Raw genomic sequence first — 20,913 nt, forward strand, 5'->3', positions numbered from 1 at the left:
AATTTTTACCAAACGATATTATAGCTATAATTCATATCAATAGATGTCGATGCATAAAAAAACCACGCTTTAGCGTGGTTCTCATCATTTTCAACATTATTTTGTTGAACCAGGTTGTTGACCCGTTTGCTTTGTACGTATCACATCACTTAAGTCATAACCAACAGATTTAGCATAATCAAGATACTCATTCACGACTGCTTGATCAGGATTATGCGTGCGAGAAAGTACCCACATATACTTACGTTTAGGCTCACCCACGAGTACAGTTTGATAATCCTCATCCAGTTTCAGCACCCAGTAGTCGCCACGACCAACTGGTAACCATCGAATAGCACTCGGCAAAAAACTGACTTTCAATTTTGTATTAAATGGCTGATTTTGTACAAATGCCTCACCCACTGACTGGGTAACTTTACCGTCAGCGGTAAAACAACGGTTATCAACAGTCACATTACCATTTTCATTTAATGTATATGTCGCAGTTACATCACGATCACACTTGTTTTGGAAATAAAGTGGCTTACGTGCTACTTCATACCAAACACCTAAGTATTTATCGAGTTCAACTTTTTCAACAGTATTGAGTGGCTTGTCCTGAGCATAAACCATCGTTGCTGCCCCTAAACCAACCAATAAGGCACCACCCAATACAATCTTGCTAACATTGAAACCAGCAGATGGGAGACTCTTGATCATCTAAATAACCCCTATTTATTGAATTTGTTTGTGAGTATTCATTTACTCTTCTACAATAATGGTTATTTTTCGGCTTAATGTTACGTTATGTGATGATTTTACAGTGTTTTCTGTAAATTAAATCACTGAATTAACTGTGCTTTTAAACGCACGATCTCATCACGGAAACGCGCTGCTTGCTCAAACTGAAGCTCTTTCGAAGCTTTGAGCATTTCTTTCTCTAATTTAGCCAAATGTTTTGCCAATAGTTTTGGATCGGAAACTATATGGCGCTCATCCGCACTTAATGCACGTGCTTGTCCCGATACACTCTCATCAATTGACTCATCATCATACACTTCACCAGTATCAATCTCTTTGATGACTTGGCGGACTGCTGAACGCGGAGTGATGCCATGTTCTAAGTTAAAATTAATTTGTTTGGTACGGCGACGCTCCGTTTCATCAATCGCTTTTTGCATTGAATCCGTAATCCGATCCGCATATAAAATAGCCTTTCCTTCAACATTTCGAGCAGCACGACCAATGGTTTGGATAAGTGAACGTTCTGAGCGTAAAAAGCCTTCTTTATCGGCATCTAATATTGCAACTAAAGATACCTCAGGCATGTCTAAACCTTCACGGAGTAAGTTAATTCCAATCAATGCATCGTAGACACCTGTTCGTAATTCATGAATGATCTTCACACGTTCAACAGTATCGATATCAGAGTGCAGATAAGCCACTTTGATCCCGTACTCTTTTAAATATGACGTCAAATCTTCAGCCATGCGTTTGGTTAACGTTGTGACCAAGACACGTTCATTTTTGTCTTTACGTTGATTAATCTCCGAAAGGACATCGTCCACCTGAGTCAATACTGGACGAATTTCAATGACGGGGTCAATCAACCCTGTTGGACGCACCACCTGCTCAGCAATTTGTTCTGATTTTTCTAATTCATAATTGGCAGGCGTCGCACTGACATAAATTGTAGTAGGAATAATACGTTCCCACTCTTCAAACTTCATTGGTCGATTATCCAATGCACTTGGCAAGCGGAAACCATAATTCACTAGATTTTCTTTACGTGAACGATCGCCTTTATACATCGCACCAATTTGAGGAACCGTAACATGCGATTCATCAATAATAAGTAATGCATCCTCAGGCAGGTAGTCGAAAAGCGTTGGCGGGGCCTCTCCAGCTGGTCGACCTGATAAATGTCTCGAGTAATTCTCAATACCATTGGTATAACCAAGCTGTTGCATCATCTCAAGGTCATATCGAGTACGCTGTTCAATACGTTGAGCTTCAAGCAATTTATCTTCAGCTCTGAAATATGCCAAGCGCTCTTTGAGTTCTTCACGAATCGTTTCGATGGCACGCTGCAAGTTATCTTTAGGCGTCACATAGTGACTTTTTGGATAAATCGTAATTCGTGGGACTTTACGAATCATTTTTCCAGTCAAGGGATCAAACCAGCGGATCGAATCCACTTCATCATCAAATAGCTCAATCCGCACTGCATTTTGTTCTGACTCTGCGGGGAAAATATCAAGAATTTCTCCACGAATTCGATAAGTACCTCGTAAAAATTCGAGTTCATTACGCGTATATTGCATTTCTACCAATCGACGAATCAACTCATCACGGCTGACTCGATCACCTGTCACAATATGTAGGAGCATATTCATATATGCATTAGGATCACCTAAACCATAAATGGCGGATACCGAAGCAACGATAATAGCATCCTTACGCTCAAGCAAAGCACGCGTTGCAGACAACCGCATCTGATCGATGTGATCATTAATAGCAGAATCCTTTTCAATAAAAGTATCAGATGACGGTACGTATGCTTCTGGCTGATAGTAATCGTAATAACTTACAAAATACTCAACAGCATTATGTGGAAAAAATGCTTTAAATTCTCCATAGAGTTGAGCCGCAAGGGTTTTGTTATGTGCCATTACAATAGTAGGACGTTGTAATTGCATAATCACATTCGCCATCGTATAGGTCTTACCAGAGCCTGTTACCCCTAGTAGCAATTGATCCTTAAAACCTTGTTGTACTCCTTTAACAAGTTTCTCAATCGCTTGAGGTTGATCTCCTGCAGGCTCGTAATTAGTTACTAATTCAAATGGACGACTGTCACTCACTCGATAATTCTCGCTATACAGATGATGAAAATATGCAATAACACTGGTAATGCATGGCTTGCTTGCTCAAATCTTTATGATTTACTCATCTGATGATGAGGGTGAAAACCATAAATTCAATCAATTTTACTTGACCCTTACAGCAATCAATTGCACCATGAACTTAAATTGCATGTTGATGTAAAAAACTATGACTTACCAATATCACGATGAAACGATTATCAACAGTTTAAATGAAGATACAGTATTTGTATTTGGTAGTAATTTAGCAGGCACGCATGCAGGTGGTGCTGCAAAAATTGCACTTCAACATTTCGGTGCGATTAAAGGTGCTGGCCGCGGCTGGGCTGGACAGAGCTATGCAATACCCACCATGAATGAGCATTTGCAACAAATGCCTCTATCTCAGATTGAACACTACATCAATGATTTTAAAATCTATACAAAAAACCACCCCAAGATTAAGTATTTTATTACAGCCGTTGGTTGTGGTGTAGCAGGTTACAAAGTTGCTGAAATAGCCCCCATGTTCAAAGGTATATCAAAAAATGTAATTTTCCCGATTTCGTTTAAACCTTTCGTTGAACGCACCTTTCCTAAATTAAACCAACCTTTATTACATGCCATTTTTTCTTCTGAACTGCTGTTCGCGGATTCTTTAGAAACGGCATTTGAGCAACTTAATTTAAATGAATCTGAAAAGAAACTAGCCAATATTTTGATCGAAACGCCGATGTTCCCCGTGGACAGTAATGGACGTGAACGCATATTTGAAATCGAAGATATCCTCTATCATCTAAAAGATCAAACCTTCCAATATGAACCGAAGTCCGATCGTGCATTCATGATGGGTGGTGTGGTATTGGCTTTACTTGAACTCTACCAAATGAATGAACAAGATTTTGTTGATGTTTGGCAAGGGCTTAAGTCAATTTCTGCGCCAAAACCTGAGCATCGAGCAAAAAAATCAGTTTAATAAGATGTTGATTTTATAAGATTCATTCACTTATATTGTATAAATGAATGAATTTTAAACACCAAGGCTCGCATCTATGGATCATTTAGATCTGACCATCTTTGATTTATCTCCAATTGCGATGTGGCTACAAGACTTCAGCGGTGTTAAACAAATTTTTGAACAATGGACTGCTGAAGGTATTGAAGATATTGAAGCATATTTGATGGAGGATCACAGTCGTCTCCACCTTTGCTTGAGTACGATTCATACCTTACGTGTTAACCAAAGTACGCTTAAACTGTATGAAGCAAAAAACTTAGAAGAAATTTTAGAAAGTTTTCAGAAGTTCCTTCATCCTGAAGTCAGCACTTTCCAAATCCAATTTTTTGTATCACTTTGGAAGAATACTGAACATCATATTCCAGTGATCAATTATACGACCAATGGAAAGCGTTTAGACGTTCAATTACGCGGTATGAAATTAAAAGGTTATGAGCATAATTGGAAATGCCTACTCATGACCACCGAAGATATTTCCCAATATCAAAAAGCACGTCATTTTGCCGAATCTTTATTTACTTATAATCCAACAGCACTATGGATCATGGATTTTAGCCAAATTAAAAAAAGATTTGAGCTGCTCCGTTTGCAAAACATTGAGAATTTAGACCAACACATTCATCAACATCCAGAATTTGTTGTGGAATGCTTTGAGCAAATAAATTTCATTGATGTCAATGAAGCGGCGCTCAAACTTTTTGCTGTGAAAGATAAATCTCAATTTTTACATCATTCTCATGATTTATTTGATATTAAACGTTTGGAAAATTTTAAAAGCCAGTTACTACAATTGTGGAATCATGAAGAATATCAACAGCGAGAAAGTAGTTTCTACAACGCGAATGGAGAACAAATCTTCGTTTTAGAACAGTTAAATATTTTTCCACATAATTTAGATGATTGGGCGGTGATACAAGTCGCCCTTACAGATATCACTGAGCGAAAAAAATTAGAAAATCACTTACATTATTTGGGTCAACATGACATTTTAACTGATTTACATAACAGAACTTATTTTAATGAAGAAATTGAACGGATTGAGCAACTTGATCTCTATCCGGTGTCTTGTATTTACATTGACATGAACGGTTTAAAAATCATCAATGATCAGTTCGGACATGATGTCGGTGATCAGTATCTAAAAAACTTTGCCGAAATTCTTCAATTTGTCACTCACAAAAAAGATTTTTCAATTTCTAGAATAGGTGGCGATGAATTTGTATTATTGATGCCTCATGCCGATGTTGAGCAAGTTAAAATCCTTGTTCATGATCTTGAAACTCAAATACATCAACATAATCTAGATCACCCTCATCTTTCTATCAGCGTTTCACTCGGACATGCCACAAGACTTAAAGGCGAAACCTTGGAAGATATGTTACGCCGTGCAGATAAATGCATGTACATTAACAAGCATCATTTTTATCAAAATAAAAATCTAACGAATTGAGCATAGGATTTAGCTCAACGTTAGCTTAGCTTAAAAAAGTGTCTTAAATCACGTAAATAATAAAAAATTTGAATTTTATATCAAAATAATTTAGTGCTATATTATCCACAATTTATTGTTTTAAAAGAAAAGTTCAAGGATAGTTATGGAGATACTTGATTCATCAATTTTTGATTTATCTCCTATCCCAATGTGGTTGGAAGATTTTAGTGCCATTCAAACCATCTTTAACCAATGGCGTAGTGATGGGGTTACTGATTTAGCTTTACATCTTCAGCAAAATCCAGATCTTGTGACTTTATGCGCACATCAAATTAAGATTGTTAAAGTAAATCAAAAAACACTCGATCTTTTTGAAGCACAAAGCCTTAAACATCTCACCCAAAATTTAAGCACCATTTTCCAACATCAAATGTTTGATGCACATGTAGCGGAATTAGTTGCACTTTGGAAGGGTGAATTAGAGTTTACAAGTACAACCACTAATTTCACCTTGAGTGGTCAACCCTTAGACATAAAACTGCGAGCTGTCGTTTTACCTGGTTCAGAACAAAGTTTAGACCGTATTTTGCTTACTACAGAAGATATTAGTGGTTATATGCAAGCTCGGCGTTTAGAAGAGAAAAATCGTCGATTAGCTGAAGCAAGATTTAGTTATTCACCCACATCATTATGGGTTGAAGACTTTAGTCGCATTAAATTAAGACTCGATCATCTTAAATCAATTGGTATTGATGATTTCAGAACTTTTTTAGATGTGCATCAAGATTTCGTACAACAATGCATTGAAGACATTGTATTACTAGACGTCAACCAAGCAACATTGGATTTATTCAAGGCATCGACGAAATCTGATTTATTTCAAAATCTAAAAAAGGTTTTCTCAAAAGAAATGCATCAAACTTTTAAGGAACAATTGATCGAACTATGGAATGGGAAAATTCATCATAGTCGTGAAGCGATTAACTATGCTTTGGATGGTTCAATTCGCTATGTTCTACTTCAATTCACTGTGTTTCCAGGTTATGAAGAAGATTGGGGGCTTGTACAACTTGCCCTAACGGACATTACAGCGCGAAAAAAAGCTGAGAGCTATTTAGAATATTTAGGTAAACACGACGTTTTAACAAAACTCAAAAATCGCTCGTTCTACACTGAAGAAATCCATCGATTGGAACGCGCACTTATTCGCCCAGTTTCTGCAATTTTTCTAGATATGAATGGCCTTAAACCGATTAATGATCAATTTGGTCATGATGCAGGTGATGAGATTTTACGCAGAATGGGTAACATCTTAAGTAGAACGATTCACAATACTAGTTATACAGCCTCTCGAATTGGAGGTGATGAATTTGTTATCCTGATGCAAGGTGCAAATGAAACTACCGTTCAGTCGACGATTTTGACCATTCAAGAATTATTGAATATCGATAATCAATATTATTCTAACCATATCATCAGTGCATCAATGGGATTTGCTACAAGCCTTGAGAATGAAACAATTGAGGATATGTTAAAGCGTGCAGATCAATCCATGTATGATCATAAGAGACAATACTACAAATATTTATCCAATAAAAATCAATAGTTTATAATATTTATATTTTTAGATCATACATTTTATTTGCTCTTGAAACACTAGTCATTGCACTGGTGTTTTTTTTGAAAAAAATCAATCTTATTCAGTTCTCATATAACCTTTACTATATTTTTCATTAAATTATGACAAAAAATTTATGATCTTGTCTAACAAAAGCAATTGATTTTAAACTAATAAAATGTGATTTTAATCACACTTTAATCACTAACAATGATTAAAAACACTTTATTTTTATAAGAGACTATAACAATGGCTTTGTTCAATTATAAATCATTCGATTACTTACCTAACTTTAAATTAAGTTCAGTTCTCTCAATTCCAGCTCAACTCGTTGGTAATGGTCTAATCGCTGCTACCAATGCTGTGAATACTGTTCTTGATGTAGTTTCTCCTATTGGTTTAGCAGGTAATGCTTTACTTGGCAAACCTTTCGAAGCAGTGCACGAACTTGGTGATAAAATTATTGATGCAGCTTCAGATGCAGTGAATTCAGTGGGTAAAGCACTTGGTGCAACCATCGAACCGAATGACACTCATCATAAAAATGAGTGGGAAGACAAAGAACTCAGCTTAGATAATATTTTAAGCCTTCCTGAGGATTTAATTGGAAACACCATTATTGGTGCAACCAATATTGCCAATGATATTCTTGATGCTGCTGCACCGATTGCTATTGCAGGAAATGCGCTTATCCCTGGTTTTGATGTTGTTCATAAAGCAGGTGATACGATTATTGATGCTGTCTCTGATGTGGCTCATGACATTGGCTCAGCGATTGGCGGGACAATTGAACCTAAAGATACGCATTATGATAATGAATGGTCTCAAGAGCTTCCATCAGCCACTGAAAATCTAAAATCAATTGTGAATACAGTTGCAAATCAAGTTGAAAATACACTTGAACCTATTTTCGATTATGTTCCTGATTTCAAATTTAGCTCAGTACTTTCTATTCCAGCTCAGTTACTAGGTAATGGTTTAGTCACGACAGCAAATTTAGTCAATACAGTTTTAGATGTGGCTTCACCTATTGGCCTAGCAGGTAATGCTCTACTTGGTAAACCATTTGAAGTTGTTCATGAGTTAGGTGACCGCATTATCGATGCAGCATCGAATTTACTCAGTGGTGCTGGTGAAGCCCTCGGCTCAAATGTGGAAGCAAAAGATACACACCACAAAAATGAATGGAAAGATGGCGAACTTAGCCTTGATTCAATTTTAAAAATTCCAAGTGAGCTGGTTGGAAATTTGATTATCGGCAAAGATGGCATCGTGAATGATTTATTAGATAGCGTTGCGCCATTGGTTAAAGTTGGTGATAAATTCATTCCTGGTTTTGAAGAAATTCATAAAGCCGGCGATGCGATTATCGATCAAATTTCAGACATTATCGTAAATATTGGTAAGGATATTGGTGCCACTCTTCCACCTTCAGACTCACATTTTGATCGAGAATGGGGTCAACCAAAACAACCAGATCAATCTAATCCATCAGATGACGGTCGTCCTAAATTCTACAAAATTGACAATCAATTTAGTTACCGCGTAAGTGAATCTGCATTTAAACAAGTTCAAGAACTATATAACAAGTTTATGTCAACTGGTTCTTTACAAGGTAAAAACTTCTGGCGCCCTATTTATACCGTGATCAAAGAAGATTTAGCATCAAACGATGCAGTGGATCAAGGTACTAAAAACTGGTTAAAAGTTGCTGAAGCTGTTGCAACAGCTGATCCTCAGAACTTCCTTTATCAATATGTTCGTTTAGGAACAGGTAAATCACTTGCAGATAAAGGCATCTATATTACGGATGAACAATTCTGGCAAGCATCAAATGTATTGATCAAAACTTTAGCTGACAATTTCTTGAATGGCGTTAAAAATGCTGATGGCGAGACTATTGTTCCAGCAGGATATTTACCAAGCTCTGATGGTAAGTTTGGATTGGTACTTATGGATGCATCGCAAGCTCTTGAAAACTTGGGTGGCGAGCTAGGTGATTGGACAGGCATCACACCATTAAGTATTCTTGATCACTATTTAGGTGTTGATACTTCACAATTGAATGGTGGTGATAGCCGTCCGTTTACTTGGTATTTAGAGCTATTAGGTGATGTGGTTAAAGCGAACTTAAAAGCTGGTGCGAGTATCTTTGATGTTGTGAATCAAATCGTGACTGAGGGCTTAAACTTCGTTGGACAATTCATCAAAGGTGAAGTACTTGACGATGGCTTCTCTTCACGTGATCAACTTGTGAATACATTGACTCAACTTGCTTATGCATATGCAGGTGATTTGGCTGGCTCTGTAGCAGTAGCGACAAACTTATTTAACCCTAATACCAACATTATCAGCACTTACTCTGTTTTCGGACGTACCTTAAACGGTAAAGATGGTAATGACATCATTAAAGGCGGTGTCGGCAACGATACGCTTGTAGGTGGTAAAGGTGATGATCTGCTCTTTGGTGGTTGGGGCAATGACATTCTAAAAGGTGGTGAAGGCATCAATGTCCTCGTAGGTGGTCGTGGTGACGATACCTATTATGTTCAATCAAAATATGACTTCGTACTTGAACACAACTATGAAGGTACAGACACTGTCATTAGTTCTGCAGATCAGTATCAATTAACCGAAAATGTTGAAAACCTTACGCTGATCAATCCAATCAAAGAACTTTTGATTGCTGGATCAGAAATTCAACAAAGTGGTACGGGTAACCAATCTGACAACATTATCACAGGTAGCAAATTCGTAAATAACGAATTAAAAGGCCTCGCTGGAGATGACACCTTAATCGCAAACGGGGGTCTAATTAACATCTTAAATGGTGGTATTGGTAACGACAAATTGTATGGCGATCTTGGTAACGAGACATACTATTTTGATCAAGGCTTTGGAGTAGATACAATCTATGAAAAAGGTGGTCAAGATACCATTCAATTTGGTGCTGGTATCTCAATTGATGATTTACTCGTTCAAGACTCTGGGAATGATCGTATCATCAAACTTAAAGATTCTGCTGATCAAATCACTATTAAAGATTGGGCAAAAGGTGAAGCACATCAAGTTGAATCAATCGTATTTAAAGACGGTTCTACATTCAACTTACTGACTCTAGATCAAAACTTAAGTTACGTGTAATTCTTAACCGCAAAAAAATAGGTGCTTAAAGCACCTATTTTTTTATCTTTTACCCATTGAGCGACGTGTACCACGTGGCGGCATCCATGTGCGATCAGCATAGCGCTGAGGCTTTGGACGTAAATCTTCGATTTCTTCATCAGCTTGCTTTGCGTCATTCACTTGCTTGATAGGAAATGGAAGATTCACTACAGGCTTCTTTTTGGGAGAATTTTCCGAACTCATTTGAGACTACTCATTTCAATCTAACGCTATTGTACGGAAATTTGTTTTTTTATGCGACCCACGTTGTTTAATGTGGATATGTATCATTTCATTAAAATTCGGTGAATTTCGTGATTTTTTGCTAATTTGCCTAGATATTGGACGACTAAAACATTCAATTTAAGCTAAGATAGTGTGCTTTTTATTTTTTAATCCCTATAAGAAGGAATACTGCCGTGGACGTACGTCTCTCTGATCGTGTCAATGCCATCAAACCGTCCCCAACGCTTGCTGTGACCAATAAAGCTGCAGAACTTAAAGCTGCTGGTAAAAACGTTATTGGTTTAGGTGCAGGTGAACCGGATTTCGATACACCACAACACATCAAAGATGCAGCAATTGCAGCGATTAACAACGGTTTCACTAAATACACCGCAGTTGACGGTACGCCAGGTCTTAAAAAAGCAATTATCGCTAAATTAAAACGTGATAATAACCTTGATTATGCTGCTAACCAGATTCTCGTTTCTTGTGGCGGTAAGCAATCATTCTTTAACCTTGCGCTTGCATTGTTAAATAAAGGCGATGAAGTAATCATCCCTGCTCCATTCTGGGTAAGCTATCCAGATATGGTGATCATCGCAGAAGGTGTGCCAGTTATTGTTAAATGTGGTGAAGAACAACGTTTCAAAATCACACCAGCTCAATTAGAAGCTGCAATTACTGATAAAACTCGCCTAGTTGTTTTAAACAGCCCTTCTAACCCAACAGGTATGATTTATACCAAAGAAGAATTAGAAGCATTAGCTGAAGTTCTTCGTAAATATCCTGAAGTATATGTTGCTTCTGATGATATGTACGAACCAATTCGTTGGGACGACGAGTTTTATAACATTGCTACAGTTGCACCAGATCTTTACGATCGCGTAATCGTTCTCAACGGTGTATCTAAAGCATATGCAATGACAGGTTGGCGTATCGGCTATGCAGCAGGTCCTGCTAAATTAATCGGCGCAATGAAGAAAATTCAATCACAATCTACTTCTAACCCAACTTCAATTTCGCAAGTTGCGGCAGAAGCTGCATTGAATGGTCCTCAAGATGTACTTAAACCAATGATTGAAGCTTTCAAACGCCGTCATGATTTAGTTGTTAATGGCTTGAATGATATCAAAGGCATTACATGCTTACCTGCTGACGGTGCATTCTATGCTTATGCAAACATTCGTCCATTGATCCGTGCAAAAGGTTTAAAATCTTGCACAGAATTCTCTGCATGGTTATTGGAAGAAACTGGTGTTGCGGTTGTTCCTGGTGATGCATTCGGTTTAGGCGGTTATATGCGTATTTCATATGCAACAGCAGATGAAGTATTGGTTGATGCGCTTGCACGTATCAAAAAAGCAGCTGACTCAATCGAAGGCGTAGATGCAGCAATTGCTTCTATCGCAGCTGAAAAATAATCTGATAAATTAATCAGATCAAAAACCCGCGATTTTCGCGGGTTTTTTTGATTAAATCTAAACCCCTTCATGCACCTACATAACCCAATACGCAAGATAAAACCTTTTGTTTAGTACGCTCGCTCACTGAAGCGAAAAAAGTGTGCTTTTAGGATTGGATAAAAGTCAGAAATTTTTTAAAAAGCAACTCAAACATGATCCAACAGTTGTCTAAGTAGCCCGCTGATAAATTAAGGTTTATACACTATTCATAGTATCGATAGCCCAATCTGAAACATCATATTTATCACTGAAAAATCCCATTTATAGATATGCTTTGCACCATCATATAGAAGTTGGAACTGATCTAAGTAACCATAATATGGGATTTAATTAATGAAAAATAAGTTCTAGAAACACCAATTCACCCTACTAAAGAAGATAAAATGACACAGGCTAACTTGGACTATATTTTAAAAAAAATCAATTCATTCAACAATTTCAGATTTAACTTGTGAAACTTTGCCTAAACTGTAAGCTGTTTATTAAACAAATGCTTTGAAGGACGAGAACAACTTAGGCATTCAACATAATATTTAAGTGGTGACTTTAATAAAATCTCGCTCACCGCATTCGACTCATTTAACCAAGCAAGCGATTTATTCGTGCCAAGAATAGCATTCCCTTTTATGGAGTAGATATAGACTTTATTTAAGTTAGCTTTTAAGTCATTTGCTGCCAAATATTGTTCAAGCGTGCATGATTGATCGTGATCAACAGACCATTTTTCAGAAAACCACAGCTGTAATAGCTCACCCAAAACCAGATGATGTTTTTTAAAAGGAAATACATCAATTACCGCGCCCTCTACTTCAATAAAATAAGCACTAGGCGAATTCAAGATAGACAGGTAATTTTGTTTATAGAATTCAAGATTGGAAAAGATCTGAGAAATGGTAAGCGTATTCATTCGCTTTCTCCTATTTTAGCCATTTAGTGCTGGCAAGTTGGTATAAATCCACACTGCTTAAAACTCTGTTTCAAGCGCTCTGTTGTTAAATAAATCTAACAAGCTCATTCTAAATTGGCAAGTAAATTTAAAAAAAACATTTTATTTGAGCAAATAAACAACATGCGGCTCAAAAGTGACAATTGTATGGCAATTTACACTTGACCCAATCTTAAATCCCCTTATAATCGCATTCAGATTCTCCAATAGCTCAGTCGGTAGAGCGACGGACTGTTAATCCGCAGGTCCCTGGTTCGAGCCCAGGTTGGAGAGCCAAATACTAAAAAGCCCAAGCATTTAAGACTTGGGCTTTTTTTATGAAAAAAAAATCCCCCACTTGGGAGGATTTTCTCAACCATATTTTAAGCTGCTTTTGCTGGAACTCCACTGTGAAAACGGAAGGTTTCATCAGGTGTTAAGATGAGTTGCTTTTCAACTTCACGAATGTGCTCTATACGACTTTGAATATCCTCCTCAGGATCTTTCAATTTCGCAGTTTTAGCCACATCCAGAGCTAGAGCCAAATAATCCTCGTAATGGCGTGATTCAGATTTTAGTAAGTAGCGATAATAGCGCCCTAATTCCTCATCGACTCTGGGCGCTAATGCATAAAAACGTTCACATGAGCGTGCTTCCACAAACGCACCAATAATTAAAACATCAATTAGCGCTTCTGGTTCATACGTCCGAATTTCTTTGCGTAAGCCACCCGCATAACGCCCAGCACTTAAACCGACCCATTGCTGCCCGCGCTTATTCATAAACTCTAAAACCTGCTCATAATGCAGCATTTCCTCACGCACTAATTGAGCGAGCTTAACTTGTAAATCTACAAAAAAGCTGTATCTAAACATGAGATTCATGGCTGTACTGGCTGCTTTCTTTTCACAGTTCGCATGATCTTGCATCAAAATATCAAGATTATTTACAGCCTCATCTAACCAAGCTTGTGGAGTTTCGCAACCAAGGAAGCCTATGACAGGCTTCATTAATTCATCATAATCAATATTTGACATAGTACTCATCAATCTTATCGTGCAGCTTTGATTGCTGCTTTCATATCTTGAACTGCTTGCGTAAGTCCTTTAAAAACAGCATCGGCAATCAGAGAATGTCCAATATTCAATTCATGTATTTGAGGAATTGCTGCAATAGGAGCAACATTGTCAAGATTAAGTCCATGCCCAGCATTTACAACCAAACCTTTAGCAGCAGCGTACTCTGTTCCACGGATAATACGTTGTAACTCTACCTGCTGTGCTTCTTCTGTTTCAGCATCTGCATAAGCACCTGTATGAATCTCAATAGTTGGCGCACCACAGGCAATTGCAGCATCAATTTGTTCAATATCAGCATCGATAAATAACGATACATCACATCCAATCGCTGCTAATTCCTGTGTAGCAGACTTAACAGCCTCAAAATTACCAACAACATCTAAGCCACCTTCGGTCGTGACTTCTTGACGCTTTTCAGGCACAAAACACACGTGATGCGGCTTTATTTCTTTAGCAAATGCCACCATCTCATCTGTCACTGCCATTTCAAGGTTCATGCGTGTTTTAAGTACAGGGCGCATGCGACGGACATCATCATCATGAATATGACGACGATCCTCACGTAAATGTAATGTAATGCCTTCGGCCCCTGCCTCTTCACAAATTAGTGCTGCCTGTACTGGATCCGGGTAGCGTGTGCCTCGAGCCTGTCTTAGAGTTGCAACATGATCAATGTTCACACCAAGCAATGCAGCCATAACATTTTCCTAATTTGATTTTGATTGAGCGTTTTGAATCCACAATTGACGACTTTTTAGTGGGCGATCACCCAATAATGAAGTAATCATTTGACGATATAATTTATTCAGTAATTGTAACTGTTCAGCGTTGAAATCTGTACCATTTTCATAATTTATCATGCTGCGAATTTGCTCACCTGTCAGTGTAGCAGCGCTTAAATAATGAACTGGTACGAATCCTTCATTTAATTGAAATTGATATTTTTGTGAAGTTAAAATTTCATTTTGGTGTGCATCTATCGAGTAATCAATCGCATAACCAAGCTCTTCTAGAAGTACGTATTCAAATTGACGAAGAATTTGCTTCAAGAATTCGTTAGGATTTGAATGTTGAGCTAATTTTTGTAAACTTTCTAATGTCTTGTGGTACTGTGCAAAAGTATCTGGCATTGCCTCTTCTAATGGGCATAATCTCAATAAGATTTCATTTAAATAAAATCCTGAAAAGAATGCATCACCATGAAAAAAAATGGGATGATTAACAATTTCTAATTTTGTGAAATTTTTTAATTCAGACTTTCCTGTCGCTTGAAGTGCGATAGGCTGATATTGCGGTGGTGGAGGTTGTCTTAGTATGCCATCAACTCGTCCATACTCTTCAGTGAATAAATGGACAATATGACTCCGCTCTCGATACTTTCGATGATGGATTAAGTATCCATGCAAAAATTCATTTCGCATCGACTAATCTTATTATTTATCTTTCTTTAGTTCTTTTTCATCATCGTCATCACCATCGGGAATAACAGCCCCAACTACTGCTGCAGTACCTTTGACGACTCCTTTGGTGGTTTTATACGCAACTTTTACAGGAACTGTGACAACTTTATGAATGCAACCTTGTAAAACCAAAGCACATACAATTATCGCAACCATCTTCATCATCATCAGCTCCTATAACCGTTTAATCCTTAGATATCACTATATCCTAGGCTTTTTAATGCACGCTCATCATCAGACCAACCGCCTTTGACTTTAACCCAAAGGGTGAGCATGATCTTTTCTTCGAACATTTTTTCCATATCAGCACGTGCATCCATACCAATTTTTTTCAACTTTGATCCTTTTTCACCGATGACAATGGCTTTTTGCCCAGGGCGATCAACAAAAATCGTAGCATCAATATAGGTACAAGCAGACTTCATACGACCAGTTTTCTCATTTAAAGTCGCTTCTTCTGTTTTAAACGATTCAATTTGAACCGTTAAATCATATGGAAGCTCTTCACCCAGTTGACGCATGATTTTTTCACGAATAATTTCAGAAGCTAAGAAGCGTTCAGAACGATCTGTGAGTTGATCTAGTGCATACAATGGTGGTTGAAACGGTAAGTATTTTTCGATCGTATCTCTAAGATGATCAAGGTTAGCGCCACGCAATGCCGATACCGGAACGATCTCAGCAAAATTCATTAATTTAGTACGTTCTTGAATTAGAGGTAATGCCTGATTTTTATTCTCAAATGTGTCCAATTTATTAATGACCAAGATGACAGGCATTTCGGCATTTTTGAGCTTCTCAAGGACTAATTCATCATTTTGAGTCCATTTGTCAGTGTCTACAACAAACAGTACAAGATTTACATCACGCAAGGCTGAATGAGCTGCACGATTCATCATTTTATTGATAGCACGGACTTCTTTCTTATGCATTCCAGGGGTGTCAACAAATACTGCCTGAGATTTCTCACGCGTATCAATACCCACAATCTTGTGTCGAGTTGTTTGAGGCTTACGAGACGTAATCGAAAGCTTCTGACCCAAAATATGGTTCATTAATGTAGATTTACCTACATTCGGACGACCTACAATTGCTACAAAGCCACTTTTGTAGTCTGAGGGAATTGTAGTACCTTGAGAACTAAAAAATTGATTGATTAAATCATTGCCGCTGTCTTGCGACTCGTGATCAGCATCGATGTGATCGGAATGAGTAGTCATGAAGACTTTTGCTCCAAAAATTTTAAAATTTCCGCCGCTACTGCTTGCTCAGCAAAACGACGACTTGAACCCTCACCCATACATTTTGGCAAGCCTTCAACCATACATTCCACTTTAAAATGTTGGTTTGGTGCATCACCCTGAATATCAACAACCTCATACACTGGGAGAGGTTTTTTACGAGCTTGAAGATACTCTTGTAAACGGGACTTAGGATCTTTCAATTGATCTGTTGGTTCAATATGATCTAAATAAGGTTCATACCATTTCAACACAATTGATTCTAACAACTTTAAATCTTGGCTATCAGTATAGATTGCACCAATAATCGCTTCGACTGTGTCAGCGAGTATCGACTCTCTATGATGACCACCAGATTTTAATTCACCAGTACTGAGTATTAAACTCTGACTAAGTTTCAAATCTGTTGCAATTTTGCCTAACGCTTCTTGTCGAACCAAAGTAGCTCGCATACGCGTCAGACGACCTTCGTTTTCATGTGGATAAGCATGATAAAGGTAATTGGCAATAATCATACCTAACAATGAATCGCCTAGAAACTCTAGGCGTTCATAGTTATGTTTATGGCTAACCGATCGGTGTGTCAACGCAAGTTGAAGTAATTCAATTTTCTTAAACTGATAACCGATGCGACTCAGTAAGCGAGAATCACTTACTTTGAACTGACCTTTGATCAAAACTTTTCTCGAATGTGAGGACTAAATCAATATTAAATAAGAATGGCTTTCTTACTTCATATTTCTTTGTCACTTGTAAACCTTGTTTAGATTTGACAGTCGCAATATCTTTGAACTCAATGTCACGGATATTGTTCATGCTAAACTTCTGCCCCATTGTTGAAGTAAACTGTTGTGGTGTTGTCGCCTTTGAGCTGATTGCAACTTGTTCTTCAATCAATTGATTGATTAGTCGGTCATCCCAATAAGGCTGCCACAATGCTACGAGCACTTTAAGTCCAAATGCCGCAACAATTACCCCTAATAAAATCGCTGTATACGATGCACCACGTTGAGTGTTACGCATTTTTTATTATCCATATATTTGAAGATTACTGAATTTGACCATTACGACTGAATGATGGCAATTTCAAACCAGCTTCTTTATGCATCCATACATAAATTGCTTGTCCTGTTAAATTTGCCTCAGGTACGAATCCCCAGATTCGACTATCAGCACTCTGATCACGGTTGTCACCCATGGCAAAGTAATATCCTTTCGGAACAGTTACTTCCCAGCTTTGACCATTTGTTCTCACAAAGCGATCATTCGCAGTGGCAACATAAGGAAGATCTTGTTTGGTTTGTGCATAATTGAAATGCGCAATAATCGGGTTTTGACCTTCCAAATTACGAACCAAATACTTATGATCACCTAAAGTTTCATAATGATAAATTGAATTTGGCGTGTCTGAAACATCTTTTTCACGATTAAATTCAGCCGATTCCGTTACAACTTTTTCACCATTGATGGTTAATTGATTATTCTCAAAAACGATATGATCACCAGGTAAACCAATAATACGCTTAATATAGCTAATTGATGGGTTTGGTGGATATCTAAATACCGCCACATCACCACGTTCAGGCTCATTGACATTCAACACTTTGGTGTTGCTAATCGGTAAACGAACACCATATTGATATTTGTTTACCAAGATATAATCACCCGTTTCCAATGCCGGAACCATGGATTCAGATGGGATATTATAAGGTTCAAAGAAGAATGATCGCAGCACTAACACAACTGCAAGTACAGGCCAAAAATCATATGCCCATGTGATAATGAAATTTTCATTCCCTTTTCCTTTGGTTGCTCTTTGTTTGAGTACCAATTTATCCAGCAACCATAATCCAAAAAAGATCAGGGTTGCAGGTACGAGAATGAGATTAAAATCAAAATCCATGGGATATTCCTTGTTGTTATCGCTCTACTTTTAACACTGCTAAGAAAGCTTCTTGTGGGATTTCTACACTACCCACCTGCTTCATACGTTTCTTACCTTCTTTCTGTTTCGCAAGAAGTTTCTTCTTACGTGAAACGTCACCACCATAACATTTCGCCAATACGTTCTTACGCATTGCTTTTACTGTTGAACGCGCGATAATTTGAGCACCAATTGCAGCTTGAATCGCCACATCAAACATTTGACGTGGAATCAAATCTTTCATTTTTTCAACAAGTGCAATACCACGATGACGCGCATCTTGACGATGACAAATCATTGCCAATGCATCGACTTTTTCACCATTGATCAAGACATCTACTTTTACAAGAGAAGAAGACTCAAAACGGACGAAGTTATAATCTAACGATGCAAAACCACGTGAACATGATTTTAATTTATCGAAGAAATCCATCACGACTTCAGCCATTGGTATTTCAAATGTAATGGCTACTTGGTTTGCCATAAACTTCATGTCTTTTTGAACACCACGGCGTTCAACGCATAACGTCATTACATTACCAAGATATTCTTGTGGCACAAGGATATTACATTCTGCGATCGGCTCACGAAGGTCTTCTACCGTCGAACCATCTGGCATTTTTGATGGACTGTCGATATAAACTGTCTCGCCACTCTTCATGACAGCTTCGTAAATCACAGTCGGTGCTGATGAAATCAGGTCTAGATCATACTCACGCTCTAAGCGCTCTTGTACAATCTCCATGTGCAGCATACCCAAGAAACCGCAACGGAAACCAAATCCTAATGCATCAGAACTTTCAGGTTCAAAGAATAATGCTGAATCGTTAATTTGCAGTTTTTGTAATGCTTCACGGAAAGGTTCAAATTCACTTGCATCAATCGGGAATAAACCTGCATATACCTGCGGTTTAACTTTTTTGAATCCAGGTAGAGTTTCTACTTCTGGCGTAGTTGCAAGTGTGATCGTATCACCGACTGGCGCACCAAAAATATCTTTGATACCAGCAATCACAAAGCCGACTTCACCTGCTTCTAAAATATCAGTTTCTGTATGTTTAGGATTGAAAATACCGACAGAGGTAATAATGTGCGTTTGACCCGTTGATTTCATCAACATTTTATCGCCTTTACGCACGCGACCTTGCTTGATACGGACTAAGGATACAACACCTAAATAGTTGTCAAACCATGAGTCAATAATTAAAGCTTGAAGCGGCGCTTCACGGTCACCCGTCGGAGCAGGAATGGTATTCACAAGTGTTTCTAAAACACCTTCGATTCCTAATCCAGTTTTAGCTGAACACGTAGGTGCTTCAGTTGCTTCAATTCCGATAATGTCTTCAATTTCTTGAATGACACGCTCAGGTTCTGCTTGAGGCAAATCGATTTTATTGAGTACAGGTAGAACCTCAAGCCCTTGCTCAATTGCTGTATAGCAGTTTGCAACTGATTGAGCTTCAACACCTTGAGCTGCATCGACAACTAAAAGCGCACCTTCACAAGCAGCAAGCGAACGTGATACTTCATATGAGAAATCCACGTGCCCTGGTGTATCAATAAAGTTGAGTTGATACTCTTCACCATTTGGATGCGTATAATAAAGCGTCACAGACGTCGCTTTAATGGTAATCCCGCGCTCACGCTCAAGCTCCATTGAGTCTAGAACTTGCGCTTGCATTTCGCGATCTTGCAAACCACCACAGGTCTGAATAAAACGGTCAGCTAATGTCGACTTCCCGTGATCGATGTGAGCAATAATCGAAAAGTTACGTATATTTTTGATATTTACGGATTTTTTAGCTTGCGCCATGGGTTACCTTGAACAATAAATTGCGCTATGCATGAAATAAAAACTACATAGCAAAAGCTGTTTAACAAATTGCGGACGATTATAGCAGATGGATTTTTCAAAGTATTCATAATAATGAACACCATGTGGTGAAATATTTAATTCGACCGACTCAAGCAATTCTTTAGTTAGCGGATAAAGAATAATCTTGAGTGAAATCCAAAGGATTTAATACCTCAGAAATAGGCTGATAAGCTTGAGTAAATGTTGGAGATAATCGTTTGGGTCTGCCTGTTGCAATCTCTACACAGGCCCATTTGGTATTTCCCACAAATAATAATGATTGGTCTGAAGGTCTAAAAAAAGCGTACTGACGAAATGAATACATCGCATTCAAATCATTAAGCCAAGTTCTTAAAATAATTTCATCATTTTCAAAACACGCCTTTCTGTAATTCATGTGATGCTCAACTGCAACCATGGCATGTTTGAGTTCTAGATATTGCTCAACCCCTAAACCCAGTTGTTCAATATGTGCTGTTGCAACATCTTGCATCCATTTTACATACACCACATTATTCACATGACCTAAAATATCAATGTCTTGTGCTATTGCTTTTATTTTAAGGTCAAAGATTGTACTCACTATATTCCCTTGTATTGCGTATTCATCATCAACATTCGAAAAGAGTTTAATATAATTTTAGAGTTAAATAAAAAAGACCTTG

The 20,913-nt window shown here is 37.9% G+C and carries 19 protein-coding genes and 1 tRNA gene; 6 read left to right on the forward strand and 14 right to left on the reverse strand.

Features of this window, described 5'->3' with window-relative positions; all coding sequences use genetic code 11:
• Positions 1-96 precede the first annotated feature (96 nt).
• Both AC1M84_RS06545 and uvrB read right to left on the reverse strand, forming a co-directional pair.
• On the reverse strand, positions 97-699 hold the full coding sequence (locus AC1M84_RS06545; protein WP_035265500.1) for a lipocalin family protein: 603 nt from the start codon (positions 697-699) through the stop codon (positions 97-99).
• Positions 700-821: 122 nt separating this feature from the next.
• Complete coding sequence (gene uvrB / locus AC1M84_RS06550; protein ID WP_179997909.1) at positions 822-2,843, reverse strand: excinuclease ABC subunit UvrB; 2,022 nt, start codon at positions 2,841-2,843, stop codon at positions 822-824.
• 190 nt (positions 2,844-3,033) lie between these two features.
• On the opposite strand from uvrB, the gene AC1M84_RS06555 reads away from it, so the two are divergent.
• From AC1M84_RS06555 to AC1M84_RS06570, 4 genes are all read left to right on the forward strand, one after another.
• A complete protein-coding gene (locus AC1M84_RS06555) occupies positions 3,034-3,819 on the forward strand; it encodes an A1S_2505 family phage non-structural protein (RefSeq protein ID WP_481590310.1) in 786 nt (261 codons plus the stop codon).
• A gap of 76 nt (positions 3,820-3,895) precedes the next feature.
• Positions 3,896-5,311 carry a diguanylate cyclase gene (locus AC1M84_RS06560; protein ID WP_481594678.1) on the forward strand — a complete coding sequence of 472 codons (1,416 nt, stop codon included), beginning with the start codon at positions 3,896-3,898 and terminating at the stop codon, positions 5,309-5,311.
• 145 nt (positions 5,312-5,456) lie between these two features.
• Complete coding sequence (locus tag AC1M84_RS06565) at positions 5,457-6,899, forward strand: sensor domain-containing diguanylate cyclase (protein ID WP_481594679.1); 1,443 nt, start codon at positions 5,457-5,459, stop codon at positions 6,897-6,899.
• A 261-nt stretch (positions 6,900-7,160) separates the two neighbouring features.
• Entirely contained in the window at positions 7,161-10,055 is a 2,895-nt protein-coding gene (locus tag AC1M84_RS06570) for a calcium-binding protein (RefSeq protein ID WP_481594680.1), read from the forward strand.
• 42 nt (positions 10,056-10,097) lie between these two features.
• On the opposite strand, the gene AC1M84_RS06575 is transcribed toward AC1M84_RS06570, so the two are convergent.
• Positions 10,098-10,280, reverse strand: coding sequence for a hypothetical protein (locus tag AC1M84_RS06575; protein ID WP_179997905.1), 183 nt, complete (start codon positions 10,278-10,280; stop codon positions 10,098-10,100).
• 215 nt (positions 10,281-10,495) lie between these two features.
• Here AC1M84_RS06575 and AC1M84_RS06580 point away from each other — a divergent pair, with 215 nt between their 5' ends.
• The gene (locus tag AC1M84_RS06580; RefSeq protein ID WP_035265512.1) at positions 10,496-11,722 is read left to right on the forward strand and encodes a pyridoxal phosphate-dependent aminotransferase; all 1,227 of its coding nucleotides are present in this window, start codon (positions 10,496-10,498) and stop codon (positions 11,720-11,722) included.
• 505 nt (positions 11,723-12,227) lie between these two features.
• Here the strand turns inward: AC1M84_RS06580 and AC1M84_RS06585 are convergent.
• Complete coding sequence (locus AC1M84_RS06585; protein WP_481594681.1) at positions 12,228-12,671, reverse strand: hypothetical protein; 444 nt, start codon at positions 12,669-12,671, stop codon at positions 12,228-12,230.
• Between the two features lie 239 nt (positions 12,672-12,910).
• Between AC1M84_RS06585 and AC1M84_RS06590 the strand changes: the two genes are divergently transcribed.
• A tRNA-Asn gene (locus AC1M84_RS06590) sits at positions 12,911-12,986 on the forward strand.
• Between the two features lie 86 nt (positions 12,987-13,072).
• Here the strand turns inward: AC1M84_RS06590 and AC1M84_RS06595 are convergent.
• The 10 genes from AC1M84_RS06595 to AC1M84_RS06640 form a co-directional block, all read right to left on the reverse strand.
• On the reverse strand, positions 13,073-13,726 hold the full coding sequence (locus tag AC1M84_RS06595; RefSeq protein ID WP_035267174.1) for a MiaE family protein: 654 nt from the start codon (positions 13,724-13,726) through the stop codon (positions 13,073-13,075).
• A 14-nt stretch (positions 13,727-13,740) separates the two neighbouring features.
• A complete protein-coding gene (pdxJ, locus tag AC1M84_RS06600) occupies positions 13,741-14,466 on the reverse strand; it encodes a pyridoxine 5'-phosphate synthase (RefSeq protein WP_035267175.1) in 726 nt (241 codons plus the stop codon).
• Between the two features lie 9 nt (positions 14,467-14,475).
• Positions 14,476-15,189, reverse strand: coding sequence for a DNA repair protein RecO (gene recO, locus AC1M84_RS06605; RefSeq protein WP_481594682.1), 714 nt, complete (start codon positions 15,187-15,189; stop codon positions 14,476-14,478).
• A 12-nt stretch (positions 15,190-15,201) separates the two neighbouring features.
• Positions 15,202-15,393 carry an NF038104 family lipoprotein gene (locus tag AC1M84_RS06610; protein WP_180028433.1) on the reverse strand — a complete coding sequence of 64 codons (192 nt, stop codon included), beginning with the start codon at positions 15,391-15,393 and terminating at the stop codon, positions 15,202-15,204.
• Between the two features lie 26 nt (positions 15,394-15,419).
• Positions 15,420-16,448 (reverse strand): GTPase Era, encoded by a 1,029-nt coding sequence (era, locus tag AC1M84_RS06615; protein WP_481594683.1) that lies wholly within the window; start codon positions 16,446-16,448, stop codon positions 15,420-15,422.
• Positions 16,445-17,146: a ribonuclease III gene (rnc, locus tag AC1M84_RS06620; protein ID WP_035267179.1), complete on the reverse strand. Its 702-nt coding sequence runs from the start codon at positions 17,144-17,146 to the stop codon at positions 16,445-16,447. Before rnc ends, era begins: the two co-directional genes overlap by 4 nt.
• On the reverse strand, positions 17,118-17,492 hold the full coding sequence (locus tag AC1M84_RS06625) for a DUF4845 domain-containing protein (protein WP_481594684.1): 375 nt from the start codon (positions 17,490-17,492) through the stop codon (positions 17,118-17,120). Before AC1M84_RS06625 ends, rnc begins: the two co-directional genes overlap by 29 nt.
• 25 nt (positions 17,493-17,517) lie before the next feature.
• A complete protein-coding gene (lepB, locus tag AC1M84_RS06630) occupies positions 17,518-18,372 on the reverse strand; it encodes a signal peptidase I (RefSeq protein WP_035267182.1) in 855 nt (284 codons plus the stop codon).
• Positions 18,373-18,388: 16 nt separating this feature from the next.
• Positions 18,389-20,206 carry a translation elongation factor 4 gene (lepA, locus tag AC1M84_RS06635; RefSeq protein WP_481593446.1) on the reverse strand — a complete coding sequence of 606 codons (1,818 nt, stop codon included), beginning with the start codon at positions 20,204-20,206 and terminating at the stop codon, positions 18,389-18,391.
• A gap of 163 nt (positions 20,207-20,369) precedes the next feature.
• The gene (locus tag AC1M84_RS06640; protein ID WP_481593447.1) at positions 20,370-20,831 is read right to left on the reverse strand and encodes an acyl-CoA thioesterase; all 462 of its coding nucleotides are present in this window, start codon (positions 20,829-20,831) and stop codon (positions 20,370-20,372) included.
• Positions 20,832-20,913: the final 82 nt, after the last annotated feature.

The sequence above is a fragment of the Acinetobacter sp. 24-47-66 genome, assembly GCF_056779755.1.